The 14,776-nt window shown below is 65.7% G+C and carries 15 protein-coding genes; 7 read left to right on the top strand and 8 right to left on the bottom strand.

Annotated elements, in window-relative coordinates:
• Window positions 1–7: 7 nt before the first annotated feature.
• From ahbB to EYW42_RS07945, 3 genes are all read right to left on the bottom strand, one after another.
• Window positions 8–1,159 (bottom strand): siroheme decarboxylase subunit beta, encoded by a 1,152-nt coding sequence (gene ahbB, locus EYW42_RS07955; RefSeq protein WP_135534711.1) that lies wholly within the window; start codon window positions 1,157–1,159, stop codon window positions 8–10.
• A gap of 84 nt (window positions 1,160–1,243) precedes the next feature.
• Window positions 1,244–1,642 carry a DUF5778 family protein gene (locus EYW42_RS07950; RefSeq protein ID WP_135534710.1) on the bottom strand — a complete coding sequence of 133 codons (399 nt, stop codon included), beginning with the start codon at window positions 1,640–1,642 and terminating at the stop codon, window positions 1,244–1,246.
• A 211-nt stretch (window positions 1,643–1,853) separates the two neighbouring features.
• Window positions 1,854–2,048 (bottom strand): cold-shock protein, encoded by a 195-nt coding sequence (locus EYW42_RS07945; protein WP_121817324.1) that lies wholly within the window; start codon window positions 2,046–2,048, stop codon window positions 1,854–1,856.
• Between the two features lie 231 nt (window positions 2,049–2,279).
• Between EYW42_RS07945 and uppS the strand changes: the two genes are divergently transcribed.
• Complete coding sequence (uppS, locus tag EYW42_RS07940; RefSeq protein WP_135534709.1) at window positions 2,280–3,227, top strand: polyprenyl diphosphate synthase; 948 nt, start codon at window positions 2,280–2,282, stop codon at window positions 3,225–3,227.
• 56 nt (window positions 3,228–3,283) lie between these two features.
• Here uppS and EYW42_RS07935 read toward each other — a convergent pair whose 3' ends face one another.
• Window positions 3,284–3,892, bottom strand: coding sequence for an undecaprenyl diphosphate synthase family protein (locus EYW42_RS07935; RefSeq protein ID WP_135534708.1), 609 nt, complete (start codon window positions 3,890–3,892; stop codon window positions 3,284–3,286).
• A gap of 261 nt (window positions 3,893–4,153) precedes the next feature.
• On the opposite strand from EYW42_RS07935, the gene EYW42_RS07930 reads away from it, so the two are divergent.
• Both EYW42_RS07930 and EYW42_RS07925 read left to right on the top strand, forming a co-directional pair.
• Entirely contained in the window at window positions 4,154–5,494 is a 1,341-nt protein-coding gene (locus EYW42_RS07930) for a DUF92 domain-containing protein (RefSeq protein WP_135534707.1), read from the top strand.
• A gap of 23 nt (window positions 5,495–5,517) precedes the next feature.
• Window positions 5,518–5,922, top strand: a complete 405-nt coding sequence (locus tag EYW42_RS07925; protein ID WP_135534706.1) for a GNAT family N-acetyltransferase — start codon at window positions 5,518–5,520, stop codon at window positions 5,920–5,922.
• Between the two features lie 10 nt (window positions 5,923–5,932).
• Here EYW42_RS07925 and dnaG read toward each other — a convergent pair whose 3' ends face one another.
• The 4 genes from dnaG to thiC all read right to left on the bottom strand — a co-directional run bounded on the left by dnaG (window position 5,933) and on the right by thiC (window position 10,776).
• Window positions 5,933–7,297 carry a DNA primase DnaG gene (gene dnaG, locus EYW42_RS07920; protein ID WP_135534705.1) on the bottom strand — a complete coding sequence of 455 codons (1,365 nt, stop codon included), beginning with the start codon at window positions 7,295–7,297 and terminating at the stop codon, window positions 5,933–5,935.
• Window positions 7,298–7,503: 206 nt separating this feature from the next.
• Window positions 7,504–8,223, bottom strand: coding sequence for a sugar phosphate isomerase/epimerase family protein (locus EYW42_RS07915; RefSeq protein WP_135534704.1), 720 nt, complete (start codon window positions 8,221–8,223; stop codon window positions 7,504–7,506).
• Between the two features lie 85 nt (window positions 8,224–8,308).
• Window positions 8,309–9,244: a thiamine-phosphate synthase family protein gene (locus EYW42_RS07910; protein WP_135534703.1), complete on the bottom strand. Its 936-nt coding sequence runs from the start codon at window positions 9,242–9,244 to the stop codon at window positions 8,309–8,311.
• A 95-nt stretch (window positions 9,245–9,339) separates the two neighbouring features.
• Complete coding sequence (gene thiC, locus EYW42_RS07905) at window positions 9,340–10,776, bottom strand: phosphomethylpyrimidine synthase ThiC (protein WP_135534702.1); 1,437 nt, start codon at window positions 10,774–10,776, stop codon at window positions 9,340–9,342.
• A 97-nt stretch (window positions 10,777–10,873) separates the two neighbouring features.
• Between thiC and EYW42_RS07900 the strand changes: the two genes are divergently transcribed.
• The 4 genes from EYW42_RS07900 (at window position 10,874) to EYW42_RS07885 (ending at window position 14,685) form a co-directional block, all read left to right on the top strand.
• Entirely contained in the window at window positions 10,874–11,266 is a 393-nt protein-coding gene (locus EYW42_RS07900; protein ID WP_135534701.1) for a hypothetical protein, read from the top strand.
• A 71-nt stretch (window positions 11,267–11,337) separates the two neighbouring features.
• Window positions 11,338–12,249 carry an HFX_2341 family transcriptional regulator gene (locus EYW42_RS07895; protein ID WP_135534700.1) on the top strand — a complete coding sequence of 304 codons (912 nt, stop codon included), beginning with the start codon at window positions 11,338–11,340 and terminating at the stop codon, window positions 12,247–12,249.
• Between the two features lie 71 nt (window positions 12,250–12,320).
• The gene (locus EYW42_RS07890; RefSeq protein ID WP_135534699.1) at window positions 12,321–12,773 is read left to right on the top strand and encodes a DUF6789 family protein; all 453 of its coding nucleotides are present in this window, start codon (window positions 12,321–12,323) and stop codon (window positions 12,771–12,773) included.
• 163 nt (window positions 12,774–12,936) lie between these two features.
• On the top strand, window positions 12,937–14,685 hold the full coding sequence (locus tag EYW42_RS07885) for a cbb3-type cytochrome c oxidase subunit I (RefSeq protein WP_135534698.1): 1,749 nt from the start codon (window positions 12,937–12,939) through the stop codon (window positions 14,683–14,685).
• Window positions 14,686–14,776: the final 91 nt, after the last annotated feature.

The raw sequence follows: 14,776 nt of genomic DNA, 5'->3' as shown, positions 1-14,776 counted from the left end.
ACGGGGTTCACTCTGCGGTGTTTGCGCTCGCGCGCTCCTCGATTCGGATGCCGGTCTTCTTCAGGATGCGCGTCGAGAACAGCGTGTCCCAGTCGCCCTCGTCGACGCTGTCAGGCTCCGTCCGGCGGGCCGACGACGGTTCTTCGTCGACGTCCCAGAACTCCGCCATGCGCTCGCGCACCTGCTCGATGCGCCGCTCGCTCTCTTCCTCGCTCCGGCCGTGGGTCATCGCGAAGAAGTTGTACGGCCAGACGCCCTCGTGGCGCGGCCGCCGGTAGCAGTGCGTGACGAAGGGGAGGGCGGCTATCTCGGGGCCGACCTCGTCGACGATGTCGTCCGGAACGTTCCAGACGGTCATCCCGTTTTCCGTGTAGCCGAGCGCGTAGTGGGTCGGGATGACGCCGACCCGTCGGATCTTCCCCTCCGCGTCGAACCGCTTGATCGTCTCCAGCACCCAGTCGACATCCGCGTCCAGCGCGTCCGCGACGTCCCGGTACGGCGTCGCGGAGACCGGGAGCCCGTCCTGTATCTCGACTACCAGGTCCCGCTCGGCGGGCGTCAGCGTGTCGGCGTCGGTCGGGGCCACGTCCGGACCGAGATGCGAGAGGTCCACGTCGCCCTCGGGGATCGGCCCGTCGACGTAGAACTTCGCTTCGACGCGGAACTCCCGCTGCTTGGGGAGGTTGTACGTCTCCTGGCCGGTCTCGTCCTCGATAGCGGCCAGAACCTCTTCGACGCGGTCGCTCGCGGTTTCACCGCTCGACTGGGACCCCTCCGGAGTCCCGCCGTCCGCGACCGAGACGACGAACCACATGTTCAGGTGCGGGTGCTCGCGCTCGTAGTTGTGCGCCACCTCGCGGTGGGCGTTGACCTGTTCGGCCACCTCGTCGAACCGGTCCTCCGGCGCGTGCATGGCGACCAGCGTCGCTGTGCCGCCGATCTCCTGTGCGTTGATCAGCGGGCCAAACCGCGTCAGCACGCCGTCGTCGTCCAGTCGCCGGACCCGCTCCAACAGTTCGTCGGCATTCACATCGACCCCCCGGTCCCGCAGCGCCGCGGCCGCCGGTTCGAAGGGGTCGCGGACGACCGGGAACCCGCCCTGAAAGGCGTTGACGACCGCGCGGTCCCGCTCGTCTAGGTCGACGTCCGTCTCGCTCATAGTCGAAACTGAGGACCGGGGGCCTATAAGCAATGCGAGGCGCGACGGCGGCGTCTCTCGATACCGCCGTTCCGACTGCCGTGATCAGTCGCCGCGGACGCCCGTCACGTCGAAGCCCGCCTCGCGAATGTCTTCCAGAATGGCCTCGTGGTCGGCGGTGGCCTCGTAGTAGAAGACGACGTCGAACGTGCCGTTGCGGAGAAGCTGCTGGCACTCCCAGACGAACTCGTCGTCGTCGAGCGTGAGCCCCTGATGCTGATTCGACGCGAACTCGGAGTCGTCTGAGCCGGAGTAGACGTACGCCTCCTCGTCCGTAGCGTGGTCGGCGATGACCTCGCCGATGTCGATGGTCGCCTGCGTCATCGCGATGTCGTCCTGGGACTCGATGTCCGTGTGGACAACGGCACCGTTGAGTTCTATCTCGCCGGGTTCGAGCAACTGCTTGGTCCGCCGGTACAGGTCGTCGTCGAGAGCGTCGCTCATTAGCGGGACGAACGTGTCGCGTCCCCTTATGGTACCCGTTTCCGCGCGAGCGAGCGGTTTCCGGTCGTCGCGTGCGGACGGAGCCGTCGCTGGCGTGTGTGAAAAAACGGAGAAACGATGCACGGGCGGACTGCAGAGGGGTGGACCCCCAGAGATGCGCGTCGCCGCGCCGCCTGACAGCGCCCGGATGCGAATTGGGCTGTAAACCGGTTTACAGACGCTCGAGGTTCGTCGCGCGCGGGCCCTTGTCGGCCTGCTCGATATCGAACTCGACTTCCTGACCTTCCTCCAGGTCAGGACCGCCGACGTCCTCCATGTGGAAGAACACGTCTTCCTCGGAGTCGTCGCTGTCAATGAAACCGTAACCGCCCGTGTCGTTGAAGAAGTCAACCGTACCTTTCGCCATTGCAACTCTGGAGAGTGGCTCCGCCTATATAAGCTATGCGACTCGCGGTCGTCGTGGAGGCCGAGATCTGCTTTCACGGCCCGCAGACGCGTACTGATACTGACGGACGGAAGTCAGTGACGAATTTCGCGGGGACGTTCCCGCGAAATATCTGAAACAGTTACGTCCATCAGAATACGACACTTACCGACACACAAGACACATTATCCCCGCCGTTGTCGCCGTACGTAGATGCTGTCTGGTCTCCGCGAGCGCGCCGAGGATGCCTACGAGCGACTGCTCGAACGCGAAATATCGGGAACACCGTCGCACGTGGCCGTGATTCAGGACGGAAACAGACGATACGCCCGAAAGCAGGGCACAGAGAAACACGACGGGTACCGATCCGGCGCGGAGACGACCGAACAGGTGTTGAACTGGTGCCGGGACATGAACATCGACGAACTGACGCTCTACACTTTCTCGACGGAGAACTTCGACCGTCCCGAGGAGGAGCGCGAACCGCTGTTCGACCTCCTCGAGGAGAAACTCCACGAGTTCGCTGACGCCGACCGCGTCCACGACGGCGAGGTGTGTATTCGAGTGCTTGGCGACGTGGACCGCCTGCCGGAGCGCGTCAGGGACGCGGTCGAGTACGCGGAGGACCGGACCCGCGGCTACGACCGGTTCGTTCTGAACATCGCGCTCGCGTACGGCGGCCGGGCCCAACTACTCTCCGCCGCACAGAGCGTTGCCCGGGAGGTCGACGACGGGGACCTCCGCACCGACGACGTCGACGTCGAAACCGTCGAGAAGAGGCTGTACGACCGCCCGGTTCGCGACGTCGACCTCATCCTCCGAACCGGCGGCGACGAGCGGACGAGCAACTTCCTCCCGTGGCACGCGAACGGAAACGAGGCGGCCGTCTATTTCTGTACGCCGTACTGGCCGGAGTTCTCCCGCGTCGACTTCCTGCGGGGAATCCGCACTTACGAGCACCGGGAACGGTCGTGGCGGCGCACCCGCGCCCGCCGCGGCCTCGCGCTCTTGCGCGCGCTCGGCGGCGTCGAACTCGACGAGGCCCGGTCGGTCGTCCGGCGGTTCCGCGACTCGTTACCGAGCAGCGAGCGCTCGACCGTCGACGAGGTCGCGCCCGAGGACCTGCCGCCCGCGGACGAGGAACCGAAGCCGGCGGACTGACGGGTCTCGTCGGGCGAGCGCTCGTCGGTTCGTTTTCCGTCCGTGCCGTGTCGAGGCTACCGCCCATATCGACGGTTTCGCTTCCCGTACTCCCGGAGCGCTCGCAGGTAGTCGCGCTTCCGGAAGTCCCGCCAGTTCACGTCGGTGAAGTAGAGTTCGGAGTAGACGGACTGCCAGATCATAAAATCCGAGAGGCGCTCCGCGCCGGTCTTGATGACCAGGTCGGGTTCTTCGGGGAAGACGAGTCGGTCCTCGATGTCGTTGGCGTCTATCTCGTCGGGGTCCAGTTCGCCCTCCTGTACCTCCTCGGCCAGGCCGCGGACGGCGGTGGTGAACTCGTGTTTGCCGCCGAGGCCGATGCTCACCTGGATAGGGGCGTCCGCGCGAATGTCGTCGTCCGGTCCGCGAACGTCGATGGTACGGGGAACGTCGATGTCGTCGAACTGTCGTTTCAGCGTCGGAACGGCCGCTTCGTCGAGTACACTCACGGAGACGGTAACCCGTTCCGCGTCGTATTCGAACGCCCAGTTGAAGGCGTCCTCTAACGTGTCGTACGCTCCCTGCTCCAGCAGGTCGCGTTCCGTGATGACGATCGCGACGCGGTCCGGGCGAACGTCGTCCTCGAAGCGTAGACGGGTGGCGAGGTATCTATCGTAGAGACCCACACGAATCGCTTGTCAGGCGGATGGCCTAATACTGTCGGCTATGAGACGCTGGACGGTTTCGACGCTCCGGGTTCGACTATTCTCGCGAGAGAACAGACGCCAGAATACACTGTCGGCTGTCCGTCCTTGTGGACGTTCACCGGACCGATCCGGTGCACTCCACAACCGGATACGGCCGACGGTATAAGTGGTACGGGTCGCCGTCGGCGGTGATTCGCTTCGGGAAGGTTAAGTGACCTACCTACAAACGGACGCGTTAGCGTGACATCGACTGTACGGCGAGCGGGGGCGTTTGCGGGGGTCGGCAGCCTCGCACTGGTCGCACCCCTGCTCGGATGGGCGGCCGCCGTCCCGTTCGCCGTGGTCGCGGGAATCGCCGTGCTCGTCGGTGACGGGCCGGTGTTCGAGTTGTTTGCGCGGCCCGGCGACTGGGAAGAGGGCCGCCTGCACGGACTGATCGGATTCGCACTCGCTGCGACCGGTCTCGGACTCCTGTCGACCGTCGAGGCGATGCCGACACTCGCGTTCGTCGGTGCGGTACTGACGCTCGTGTACGGCAATCTGGCCGCACAGGTTGTTCGCCGGCGCTCGACCGACCCCGTCGTCGGCGCTGTCGGATTCGTCCTCGGCGGCGCCGTCGGCTGCTGGATCGGCATTCTTGCCACGGCGCTGCTGAACGGTGACTCGGGGGTGGCCCCCGCGTTCGTCGTGTTCCTCTCGGCAAGCGGCGCGTTACTCGGCGCGTTGCTTCGGTCGGTCCTGTTCGAACGCGACGACCCGGTCGTCGTTCTCTCGGTCGGACTCCTGCTTTGGTTCCTCTGGGAACTGACGGACCCGGGGACGGTACACGATGTCGGGATCGCCCTCGCGGTGACAGTCGCCGTCGGATACGCCTCCTACGCTCTCGACACCGCGTCGGTCTCCGGAATGCTATCGGGCGTGTTCCTCGGCCTGCTCACGATCGTTCTCGGCGGGATCGGGTGGTTCGCCGTCATCATCGTCTTTTTCGGCATCGGCGGCCTCTCGACCAAGTTCCGGTACGAGGAGAAGGCCCAACGCGGCGTCGCGGAGAAAAACGAGGGCGCGCGTGGGAGTTCAAACGTGTTCAGTAACGCGGCGGTCGCGCTGGCGGCCGTCCTCGCGTACGCGGCCGCGCCGATCCATCTCCCGGTCGGCGACGGCACGGGGATCGCCGGAGGGATCTTCCTCTACGCGTTTGCCGGCTCCATCTCCACGGCGATGAGCGACACGCTCTCCAGCGAGATCGGCGGCGTGTTCGACCGGCCACGACTGATCACGACGCTCAAACCGGTCGACCCCGGGACTGACGGTGCCGTCACCTGGCAGGGGGAACTCGCCGGCACCGCTGGGGCGACGCTCATCGCGCTCGTCGCCGTCGCGTTGCTCGACTCGGTCGGGCCGACAGGCGCAGGCGTCATTCTCGTCGCCGGCGTCGCCGGCATGACCGTCGATAGCCTCCTCGGTGCGACGGTCGAGGGCGGTCGTCTCGGCAACCAGAGCGTGAACTTCCTCGCCACCCTGTCCGGTGGCGCCGTCGGGGCGGTCCTGGCGAGCGGACTGGGCATCGCCGCCGTCGCGTGATCCGAGCGGCGACGCCCGCCGACATGCCCGTGCTTCGTGCGCTCCAGTCGCTTCTCCCCGCGTCGAGTCCGCAGCTCCTGACGACCGCGCTCAGCGGTCCCGGCGTGGTGCTCGCGTCAGTCGACGGGCCGGACGATACCGGCGTTCCGGTGGGGTACATCCTCGCGATGAACGGCCCCGAAACGGCCCACGTCGCTGAACTCGTCGTGGCCCCGTCGCACCGACGGGAGGGGCGCGGCCGGCGGTTGCTCGCCGCGGCGCTCGCCCGCCTGCGCGAGACGGAGGCGACATCGGTAGAATTGGCCGTCGAACCGGGAAACGACGCGGCCAGACGGCTGTACGAGGAGTTCGGGTTCGAGGAGAAAACGCGAATAGAGTCGTACTACGACGACGGCGGTCCCGCCGTGCTCATGCGGCGGCCGTTGTAGCGCGCGTTCGCTACAGTTCGATGTCGGCGGCGGCGTGGACGCGGACGCTCGTCGGGCGCTTGGTGAACTCCCCGCGGTCGCTCCCGACGACACGGTCGACGCCGCGGTCGGCCGCCACGTCTGCGAGTCGCTGAGTGACGTCCCCGTCGCGAACCACGGCGGTCGGCACCGGGTCAGCGTCGTCGACAGCGTCGACCGCCTCGTCGGCCGGTGCCTCCGACAGCGGCGAGTGGTCGGCGTCCAGCAGACGGACGACCCCGCGTCCCTCGTCGATCACCTCGGCGACGTGGTCGCGGAGCGTCTCGGGGAGCGCCTCCGTCGAAACCGCTTCCTCGGCGGTTTCCGCCGCTTCAGACTCGTCGGGCATCGATTCCGGCGTGTTCGCATCCGTCGCTGCCGACCCGTCCGAGGCGCCGCGTCGGAGCGGTTCCGTCGTGTCGGCGTCGTCCGGCCCTGGCGACTCCAGCGTCTCCGGTGAAACCGGGGTTTCCGCCGTCGTGGCGTTCTCGTCGACTGGCGGGGACGGCGACCGACTCCCGTCCGTGGCGACGGTGTCCTGAGAGTCGGGGCGGTCGGCCACCGTCTCGTGCGGTTCCTTCTCGCGGAGCGCCGCAAACACTTCCTCGCGCGAGAGGTCTTCGACGGACTTGCCGTCGGGCGCGAACGCGACGTAGTCGATCTGAGCGACCTGCCCCAGTTCTCGGAGGATGAGGTGTCCGCCGCGGTCGCCGTCGAGAAACGCTGTCACCGTCCGGTCGGCCGTAAGATCCGCGACCGCGTCGGGGACGTTCGTCCCTTCGACGGCGACGGCGTTTTTCACCCCGTAGCGCAGGAGCGTGAGGACGTCCGAACGCCCCTCGACGACTACGACGGCGTCGCTGTCTGCGACGCGGGGGCCTGCCGGTTGCCCCTCGTGGTCGGTGACGGTACCGACGCGGGCGCTCTGTCTCACTTCGTCGAGGATCTCCTCGCTCGTCATCACGCCGTCGTCGAACGAGTCGTGTAGGAGTTCCTGCGCGCGCTCGACGATCCGGCGGCGTTTCGCCGCCCGGACGTCTTCGATGTCGGTGACTTCGAGTTCGGCTCGGCAGGGGCCGATCCGGTCAAGCGCTTCCAGCGCGGCCGCGAGCGTCGCCGTCGCCACTTTGTCGACGCTCGTGGCGATGGTTACCGTGCCTTCCGACCGGCCACTGGCGCTCTCTATCTCGACTTCGATACGACCGACCTTCGAGGACTGCTGGAGGTCTCGCAGGTCGAGTTCGTCGCCGAGGAGCCCCTCGGTCTGACCGAAGATCGCACCGACGACGTCACTCCGCTCTACCACCCCGTTGGCGGAGATTTCGGCGTGAATGAGATATTTCGATGTGTCCTCCATAGATGATCTGCCCGTTTGTCGGGCTGAACCGTGACTCCATGCGCGTCCATGGACTACATTGTAATTGTTGAGGATCCCTCAAATACCTGTTGGGGTTGAAAGGAAGGAGACGGGAAAACGGACGGCGTCCGGAGGCCGCCGGAGCCTGACGCGGGCATCGAGTCCCTGATGAGGCCTGTCAACGTCTGCTGACAACGGCGAATCAACTACCTGAGCGCGTCGAGGACCGCACCGCCGTGGGCCAGCGACGTACGGGGGTTCGACGGCTCATCGTGTTCGTATATGATCCACTCCGTCCCGGCGTCCCGTGCCGCTTCGGTGCATCCCTCCACGTCCAGGTCACCCTCGCCGAGTTCGACGGGCGTCTTCGTCTCGGCGTCGACGTCTTTCAGGTGAACGAGCGGCGCGTCGTCGATGCGCCGTAGCAGGTCGACGGGGTCGCGGCCCGCTGCGAGGGCCCACCCCGTGTCGAGTTCGATGGAGACGCTGTCGCCGAGTTCCGAAAGAAGCAGCTCGTACCCAGTCGTCTCGCCGAGAGCCGTGAACTCCTGGTCGTGGTTGTGATAGGCCAGGCGAAACCCGCGGTCCGCGAGGGCGTCCCCGATACCGTCCAGTCGGTTCGCCGTTCGCTCGACGGCGGCGCGGGATTCGAATTCGGACTCGTCGAGCCACGGGACGACGACGGTGTCGACGCCCGCCGCCTCGCAGGCATCGAGGACGCTCCCGCGGTGTCCCTCCAGATGCTCGATGCCGACGTGGGCTGCGGCCGCATCTAGCCCCGTCTCGGTCAGGGCGGCGGACACCTCCTCGTCGAGAGTCCCGGCGAACTCCACGCCGTCGAACGTGGTCTCCGCGACCAGCGAGACGAGGTCGCTCGTCGATCCGTCTACGTCGCGAAGCGTGTACAGCTGGATTGCCGTTCGCATACCTGGGGGTACGCGGACCAGCGGAATATACGGTCGGCCGTACACACAGCATAGCGACCAGTCGTCGGTGTATTTTTCCGCGCGTCTACTCTCGCGTCTCCGTCTGCGCGCTGGCCGTGAGAGACGTGGCGAGTGCGGCGGCCTCGACCGCCGTCTCGCCGAGAACGTAGGTGATCGGTTCGACGCCGAACGCGCCGCGGTGGTAGATCACCCGTGGTACGCTGCCGCGCTCCTCGAACCGCTCGCGAAGGCGCGCGCGCCGGGTGTCGTACTCCGCGTCGAACTCCAGCGGGTCGATCCCTGCCTCGTGGGCGGCGGCGAGCAGGGCCTCGGACGTTGCGAGATTGAGAGCGCCGCCGACGTCGGGGTCGACTGCGCTCGCGGCCAGAACGGTCTCCGCGACGTGTTGGGACGCGCCGAACTCGGGGTTCGCCGGCACGTTGATCCGCCCCCGCATCGCGTGGATCCGGCCCGGGATCGCCGCCACGTCGGTTTCGTCGGTTGCGCCGGGCAGTGCGGTGCCGACGTTCGTTCCGACGTTGGGAACGTGGTCGACGATAGCGGGTTCGTTTTCGAGCGCGCGGGTCGCCTCGCGGACCGTCGAGAGCACGTCTCGCTCCGCGAGGACGGCGTCGTCGCGCCCGCGGACGCAGAGGTCGCAGCCGAGCCCCTGCAACGAAGGCATCGCCTCCTCGTGGGCCTCGCAGATCGGCCCTCGGTCCTCGAACTCGCGGATCAGGTCGAGCAGTTCGGCGAGCGCCTCGTACTGGTCGAGTTCGCCCGTCGCAAGCCCGTCGGCGATGGCCGACATCGTCTCTCTCATCCGGCGGTTATCGCTGAACCGCTCGTTCAGCGCACTGTCGCCGGCGACGTACTTGCTGACGGCAGCCTGCGTCACGCCGAGCTGGTCGGCTATCTCCTGCTGGGTCAGGTCGTGCTCGTGGAGTTCCGCCGCGAGCATCGCCCTCGCGGTCGGCAGGAACCGGTCGACGACTATCTCGCTCGGAAGCCGCAGCGACATGGCCGTCGTTTCGGCGGGCGGGGGAATAAGTATCCCGGCAAGGGCGAGGGCGTCAGTGCTGTTCGTTCGAGCCTCCTTCGGTGAGCCAACCGCGGTTAGTCGTCCGCGCTCGGATACTCGTGAGAGAGGTCGACGCCCTCTATCTCGTCGGCGATGTCGCTTGCGTCGTGGCGGCCGACCGGCGGCCGGTTCACCTCCGCCGCGGGGGAGTCGGCGACGTCGGTGTCGTCCTCGATCGACTCCATCTCGCCGTCGGCGTCGCGGGCGTCCTGGTCGATCCGCATCGAGCAGAACTCGACGCCGCACATCGAACAGAAGCGTGCCTCCTTGTAATTATCTCCCGGCAGCGTCTGGTCGTGGAACTCGCGGGCACGCTCCGGGTCCAGCGCGAGTTCGAACTGCTCCGACCAGTCGAACTCGTAGCGGGCCTCCGAGAGCGCGTCGTCCCAGTCGCGGGCACCCTCGCGGCCGTTCGCGACGTCCGCGGAGTGGGCGGCGATGCGGTACGCGGCGAGACCGTCGCGGACGTCCTGTTCCTCGGGCAGGCCGAGATGCTCTTTCGGCGTCACGTAACAGAGCATCGCGGCACCGGCGCGGGCCGCCTCCGTCGCGCCGATAGCGCTGGTGATGTGGTCGTAGCCGGGCGCGATGTCGGTTACGAGCGGGCCAAGAACGTAAAACGGCGCGCCGTCGCACACCTCCTGCTGGCGCTCGACGTTGTCGGCGACCTCGTCCATCGGCACGTGGCCCGGTCCCTCGACCATCACCTGCACGTCGTGTTCCCACGCGGTGCGAGTCAGTTCGCCGAGCGTGTCGAGTTCGGCGAACTGGGCCTCGTCGCTGGCGTCCGCGATACAGCCGGGACGGAGACCGTCGCCGAGGCTGAACGTGACGTCGTACTCCGCGAATATCTCGCAGATCTCCTCGAACTTCGCGTACAGCGGGTTCTGCATCCCGTTTTCCTCCATCCACTGCGCGAGGATCGACCCGCCGCGGGAGACGATACCGGTTTTCCGGCCGTCGGTCAGCGGCAAGTGCTCCATCAGTACGCCGGCGTGGATAGTCATGTAGTCGACGCCCTGCTCGGCCTGCTTCTCGATTATATCGAGCAGGATCTCGTGAGTGATGTCGGTGACGTCGTCGACCTGTTTCACCGCCTCGTAGATAGGCACGGTACCGACGGGGACCGGCGAGCGGGCGATGTTGGCCTCTCGGATGCTGTCTAAGTCGCCGCCCGTGCTCAGGTCCATCACCGTGTCGGCACCGTGGTGGACGGCAGTGTGGAGCTTTCGGAGTTCGCCCTCGATGTCGCTGGTCGTCTCGCTGTTGCCGATGTTCGCGTTTACTTTTGTCCCGAACTCGCGACCGATGATCATCGGGTCGAGGCTTCCGTGTTCGACGTTGGCGGGAATTACGGCCTGCCCTTCGGCGACCTGTTGTCTGACGAACTCGGGGTCGACCTGCTCGCGTTCGGCGACTCGTTTCATGGCGGGCGTAACTTCTCCATCGCGCGCTCGGCGGATCTGCGTCATAATAACTAGGTCATATTACTGCATTATAAATCTCGGGGGGACGCGGGTCGGAGCGGCGACCGCGATTTTATTACTGCGCCGGCTGATGACAGAAACGATGACGTTCAACAGTTCCATCGATCAGTGCACGTCCACTCTCGTCACGGACTTCGGAGACGCGCTTCGATTAATCGGCGTCGGAGACGGTGCTGCCGACGAGTTCGAGATACAGTACATACGAGACGACATCGCCGAGCAGTACTCTCCACCTGACCGGCGGGAACTGTTCGACGGCGCGATCCTCGAGGCGCTGATGTGCGAGCGGCAGGAAGACCTCGTTCAGCGCGGGGAACTCGAATACACCATCAGAGTGTTCGAGCGGGGGATAAACCTCCTCTGCCGGATCGGTGACCGGCGGATGTTGTTCGTCGGCGTGGACCGCGACCTGTCGCTGATCCCGGCGACGATAGCGCGCATCGAACGGGAAACCTCTCCCGGGGGTGACCGGTAAGGACGAACGATGCGCAGTCGGACGGTATTCCACTTGAGGGGATTAATAAACGTCCCCACGGAGTATAGCGTATGCAAACGCACATCGTCCCGGTCGGGTTCGACTACGACCGGCTGATCGCGCCGCTGGTGCGCGATCAACTGGACGTCGACCACGTGATCCTGCTGGAAGGGGCCGTCGGGAGCGAGGCCAACGTCGAGTACTCCCGAAACCTCTCGGAGAAGTTGGAGACGGACTTCGAGAACCTCCTGGGGGCGACGACCGAGCGGTTCGTCATCGAGGACGTGTACGATTACGACAACGCGTTCGAGCAGGCGTTCGACCTGATAAACGCCGAACTCGACGACGGGAACGAGGTGTGGGTGAACATCAGCGCGATGCCCCGCACCGTCAGTTTCGCGTTCGCGACGGCGGCCCACTCGATCATGGTCGAGCGCGAGGGCGACCGCGACCAGATCCACACCTACTACACCGTCCCGGAGAAGTATCTGGAGACGGAACTCGCCGAGGAACTGCGGACCCAGATCGACCTGCTTGCGGACCTTCGCGAAGAAAACGGCGGTGACGCCGTCGACGACGACCGCGTCACGGAACGCTTAGAGAGCGCCCGGGACCTCCTCTCGGAGTTCGACGAGCGCGGCACGACTATCGGAGCGAAGGAGATAGGCGGCGGCCACATCGTTGAACTCCCCGTGGCGTCGTTCTCGAACGTCAAACCGTTCGAGGAGCTCATCCTCTACAAACTCGGAGAGCGCGGCGAGTTCGAATCCGTCTCGGAACTGGCGGAGTCGCTCGCCGACGAACTCAACGAAGAATACACCGACAGCTTCCGGTCGAAAGTCATCTACAACGTCGACAGACTCGGGCCGGGCGGGAAGGGGTACATCGAACAGGAGTCACATGGCAAGTCCTACCGGACGCGGCTGTCACGCATCGGCGAACTGTGGGTGCGCGCGCACTCCGACGGGGAACTGGAGCGCTGAACGCCGAGCGCCGCTCGGACACCGTCCAAGGCTGTGAGACCTTTTTGCCCGCGGAGGTGGTACGACGGCGTATGGACACCGAGCGAGCGGGAAGCGCCATCGTCGGCGGCGTGGCGGGGACGGCCGTCATATCCGGGATCCTCGTCATGCTGGAGGTGCAGATGCGGGACGTCCTCCATCTGTTCGACGCGGTCGCGCGGTTCGTCGGTCTCCCAGGACAGACGTTTCTCGGGTTCGTCATCTACTCGTTCGCCGGCGCGGTCGTCTGGCCGCTGATCTTTCTCGTGTTACGGCCGTATCTGCCGCGCGGACCGGACCCCGCCGCGCAGGGTGCAGTCTTCGCCACGGCGCTATGGGTGGTGTTTGCGATCACGGGGCGCGGCGACCTCGACGGGGCGATCCTGATCGTCTATCTCGTGTTCACCCTGCTCGCTCACTGGGCGTACGGGTTCACGATGGGTGCGGTGTACGGCTACCTGACCGGGGAAACGCCGCGCGCTCGGGGAGACCAAACGCCGGGATAGCGGACGGTTCACGACCGTTCTGACGGGGACCCGACCACAGTGTGCGCGGAGGGATCTACGCTACGTGCCGCCGCGCTCGCGACCGCTCGCTCCGACGAGAAGTGTCCCGCCTGTATTTCCGGATGCGCGTCGATCCACTGGATATTGGACCGGGGTGGAACGAATGGGGCAAATACCGGGGATCGTCATCGCGGGAGGAGTACTGCTCGCACTCGCCGTCGCCGCGCTCGCGTACGGCCGACCGAGGCGACGCGCGCGCGACGGCGGGTACGTCACCGGGTTAGAGGTTGGAACGGAGAAGCCGACGAACGTCGTTCTCCGGTGGCTCACCACGGTCGACCATCGCGATATCGGCGTGCTATACCTTGTTCTCGGCACCGTCGCGGCGCTGTGGGGCGGCGTCGACGGAATGATGATCCGAACGGAACTGCTGACACCCGAAGCCACGGTCTGGGACCTGGAAACGTACAACGCCCTGTTTACGACTCACGGGCTGACGATGCTGTTTTTCTTCGTCACGCCGGTGTTTACCGGGATCGCTAACTACTTTCTCCCCATCCTGATCGGCGCTGACGACATGGCGTTCCCGCGGATCAACGCGCTGGCGTTCTGGCTGCTGCCGCCGGGGCTGGCGCTCGTCCGCGGCGGCCTGATAACCGAGGTGTTCGCGAAGGGACTGGAGTTCGTCGGCTACACCGTCCCGCTCCTGTTCGAACTCGAACCGGTGGCGATGGGGTGGACGATGTACACGCCGATGACTATCGAGATGGCGAACCCGCAGATCGACATGGCGCTTCTCGGACTGCACCTGTCCGGGGTCGCCACGACGATGTCGGCGATCAACTTCATCGCGACGATATTCGTCGAACGCGACGAGGAGGTCGGGTGGAGCAACCTCGACATCTTCTCGTGGGCGATGCTCACCACCAGCGGCATCATCCTGTTCGCGTTTCCGGTCCTCGGGAGCGCTATCGTCATGCTCCTGCTGGACCGGAACTTCGGCACCTCCTTTTTCGCGGTGGCGGGCGGCGGCCCGGAACTGTGGCAACACCTGTTCTGGTTTTTCGGCCATCCCGAGGTGTACATCCTCGTCCTGCCCGCCTTCGGACTCATCAGTTACATGCTGCCGAAACTGGTGGGCCGGCGGCTGTTCGGCTTTCGGTTCGTCGTCTACTCGTCGCTCGCTATCGGCGTGCTCTCGTTCGGCGTCTGGGCTCACCACATGTTCGTCGTCGGGATGGCCCCGCAACTCCGCGCGGCGTTCATGATGACGTCGCTCACTATCGCCGTGCCGAGCGCGGTCAAGACGTTCAACTGGCTCACAACGATGTGGCAAGGTCGGATCCGCCTCTCCGCGCCGTTTCTCTTCGTCGCGGGCGGGGTCGGGCTGTTCATCATCGGCGGCGTCACTGGCGTGTTCGTCGCCGTTGTCCCCTACGACGTTCGGGTCCACGATACGCTGTACGTGGTCGGCCACTTCCATCTCATCATCATGGCGATCATCCCGTTCTCGATGTTCGCGGCGAGTTACTTCTGGTTCCCTCTGTTGACGGGTCGCCTGTACAACCGCCGACTCGCACAGACACAGGCGTTCGCGATGATCGTCGGGGCGTTCCTGACGTTCATGCCGATGCTGGTCATGGGCAACGCCGGGATGCCGCGGCGGTACGCCGAGTACCCCGAGATGTTCCGCCCGCTCCAGTTCGTCTCCTCGGTCGGGGCGTTGCTCATCGGGATCGGGGTGATCCTCTGGATAGTGAACATGATCCAGTCGTTCCGGATCGGGCGTCCCGTGCGGGACGCCGACGTGTGGGACCTCAAGGAGACTGGGCAGTTCTCCCGGGAGTGGCAGTGGTTCGAACGCAGACTGGCCGAACGGCGGGGCGAGGCGAGCGACGGGGAGTCGGAGTAGTCGGGCTCTCCCCGGCCAGGAACCGAGTCTCGCAAGAGTTAAATCCGAACGCGCGACACGATACCAGTAATGAGCCGGAGCGTCGCAGTCG

The sequence above is a fragment of the Halostella pelagica genome (assembly GCF_004762015.1).
GTDB classification, from domain to species: Archaea; Halobacteriota; Halobacteria; order Halobacteriales; family Natronoarchaeaceae; genus Halostella; species Halostella pelagica.
The sequence above is the reverse complement of the archived record's forward strand: the minus strand, read 5'-3'. Positions and strand labels throughout refer to the sequence as shown.

Coding starts and splice junctions, on each gene's coding strand:
- ahbB (WP_135534711.1), bottom strand. CDS start 1,159: ATGAGCGAGACGGACGTCGACCTAGACGAGCGGGACCGCGCGGTCGTC.
- EYW42_RS07950 (WP_135534710.1), bottom strand. CDS start 1,642: ATGAGCGACGCTCTCGACGACGACCTGTACCGGCGGACCAAGCAGTTG.
- EYW42_RS07945 (WP_121817324.1), bottom strand. CDS start 2,048: ATGGCGAAAGGTACGGTTGACTTCTTCAACGACACGGGCGGTTACGGT.
- uppS (WP_135534709.1), top strand. CDS start 2,280: ATGCTGTCTGGTCTCCGCGAGCGCGCCGAGGATGCCTACGAGCGACTG.
- EYW42_RS07925 (WP_135534706.1), top strand. CDS start 5,518: ATGCCCGTGCTTCGTGCGCTCCAGTCGCTTCTCCCCGCGTCGAGTCCG.
- dnaG (WP_135534705.1), bottom strand. CDS start 7,297: ATGGAGGACACATCGAAATATCTCATTCACGCCGAAATCTCCGCCAAC.
- EYW42_RS07915 (WP_135534704.1), bottom strand. CDS start 8,223: ATGCGAACGGCAATCCAGCTGTACACGCTTCGCGACGTAGACGGATCG.
- EYW42_RS07910 (WP_135534703.1), bottom strand. CDS start 9,244: ATGTCGCTGCGGCTTCCGAGCGAGATAGTCGTCGACCGGTTCCTGCCG.
- thiC (WP_135534702.1), bottom strand. CDS start 10,776: ATGACGCAGATCCGCCGAGCGCGCGATGGAGAAGTTACGCCCGCCATG.
- EYW42_RS07900 (WP_135534701.1), top strand. CDS start 10,874: ATGACGTTCAACAGTTCCATCGATCAGTGCACGTCCACTCTCGTCACG.
- EYW42_RS07895 (WP_135534700.1), top strand. CDS start 11,338: ATGCAAACGCACATCGTCCCGGTCGGGTTCGACTACGACCGGCTGATC.
- EYW42_RS07890 (WP_135534699.1), top strand. CDS start 12,321: ATGGACACCGAGCGAGCGGGAAGCGCCATCGTCGGCGGCGTGGCGGGG.
- EYW42_RS07885 (WP_135534698.1), top strand. CDS start 12,937: ATGGGGCAAATACCGGGGATCGTCATCGCGGGAGGAGTACTGCTCGCA.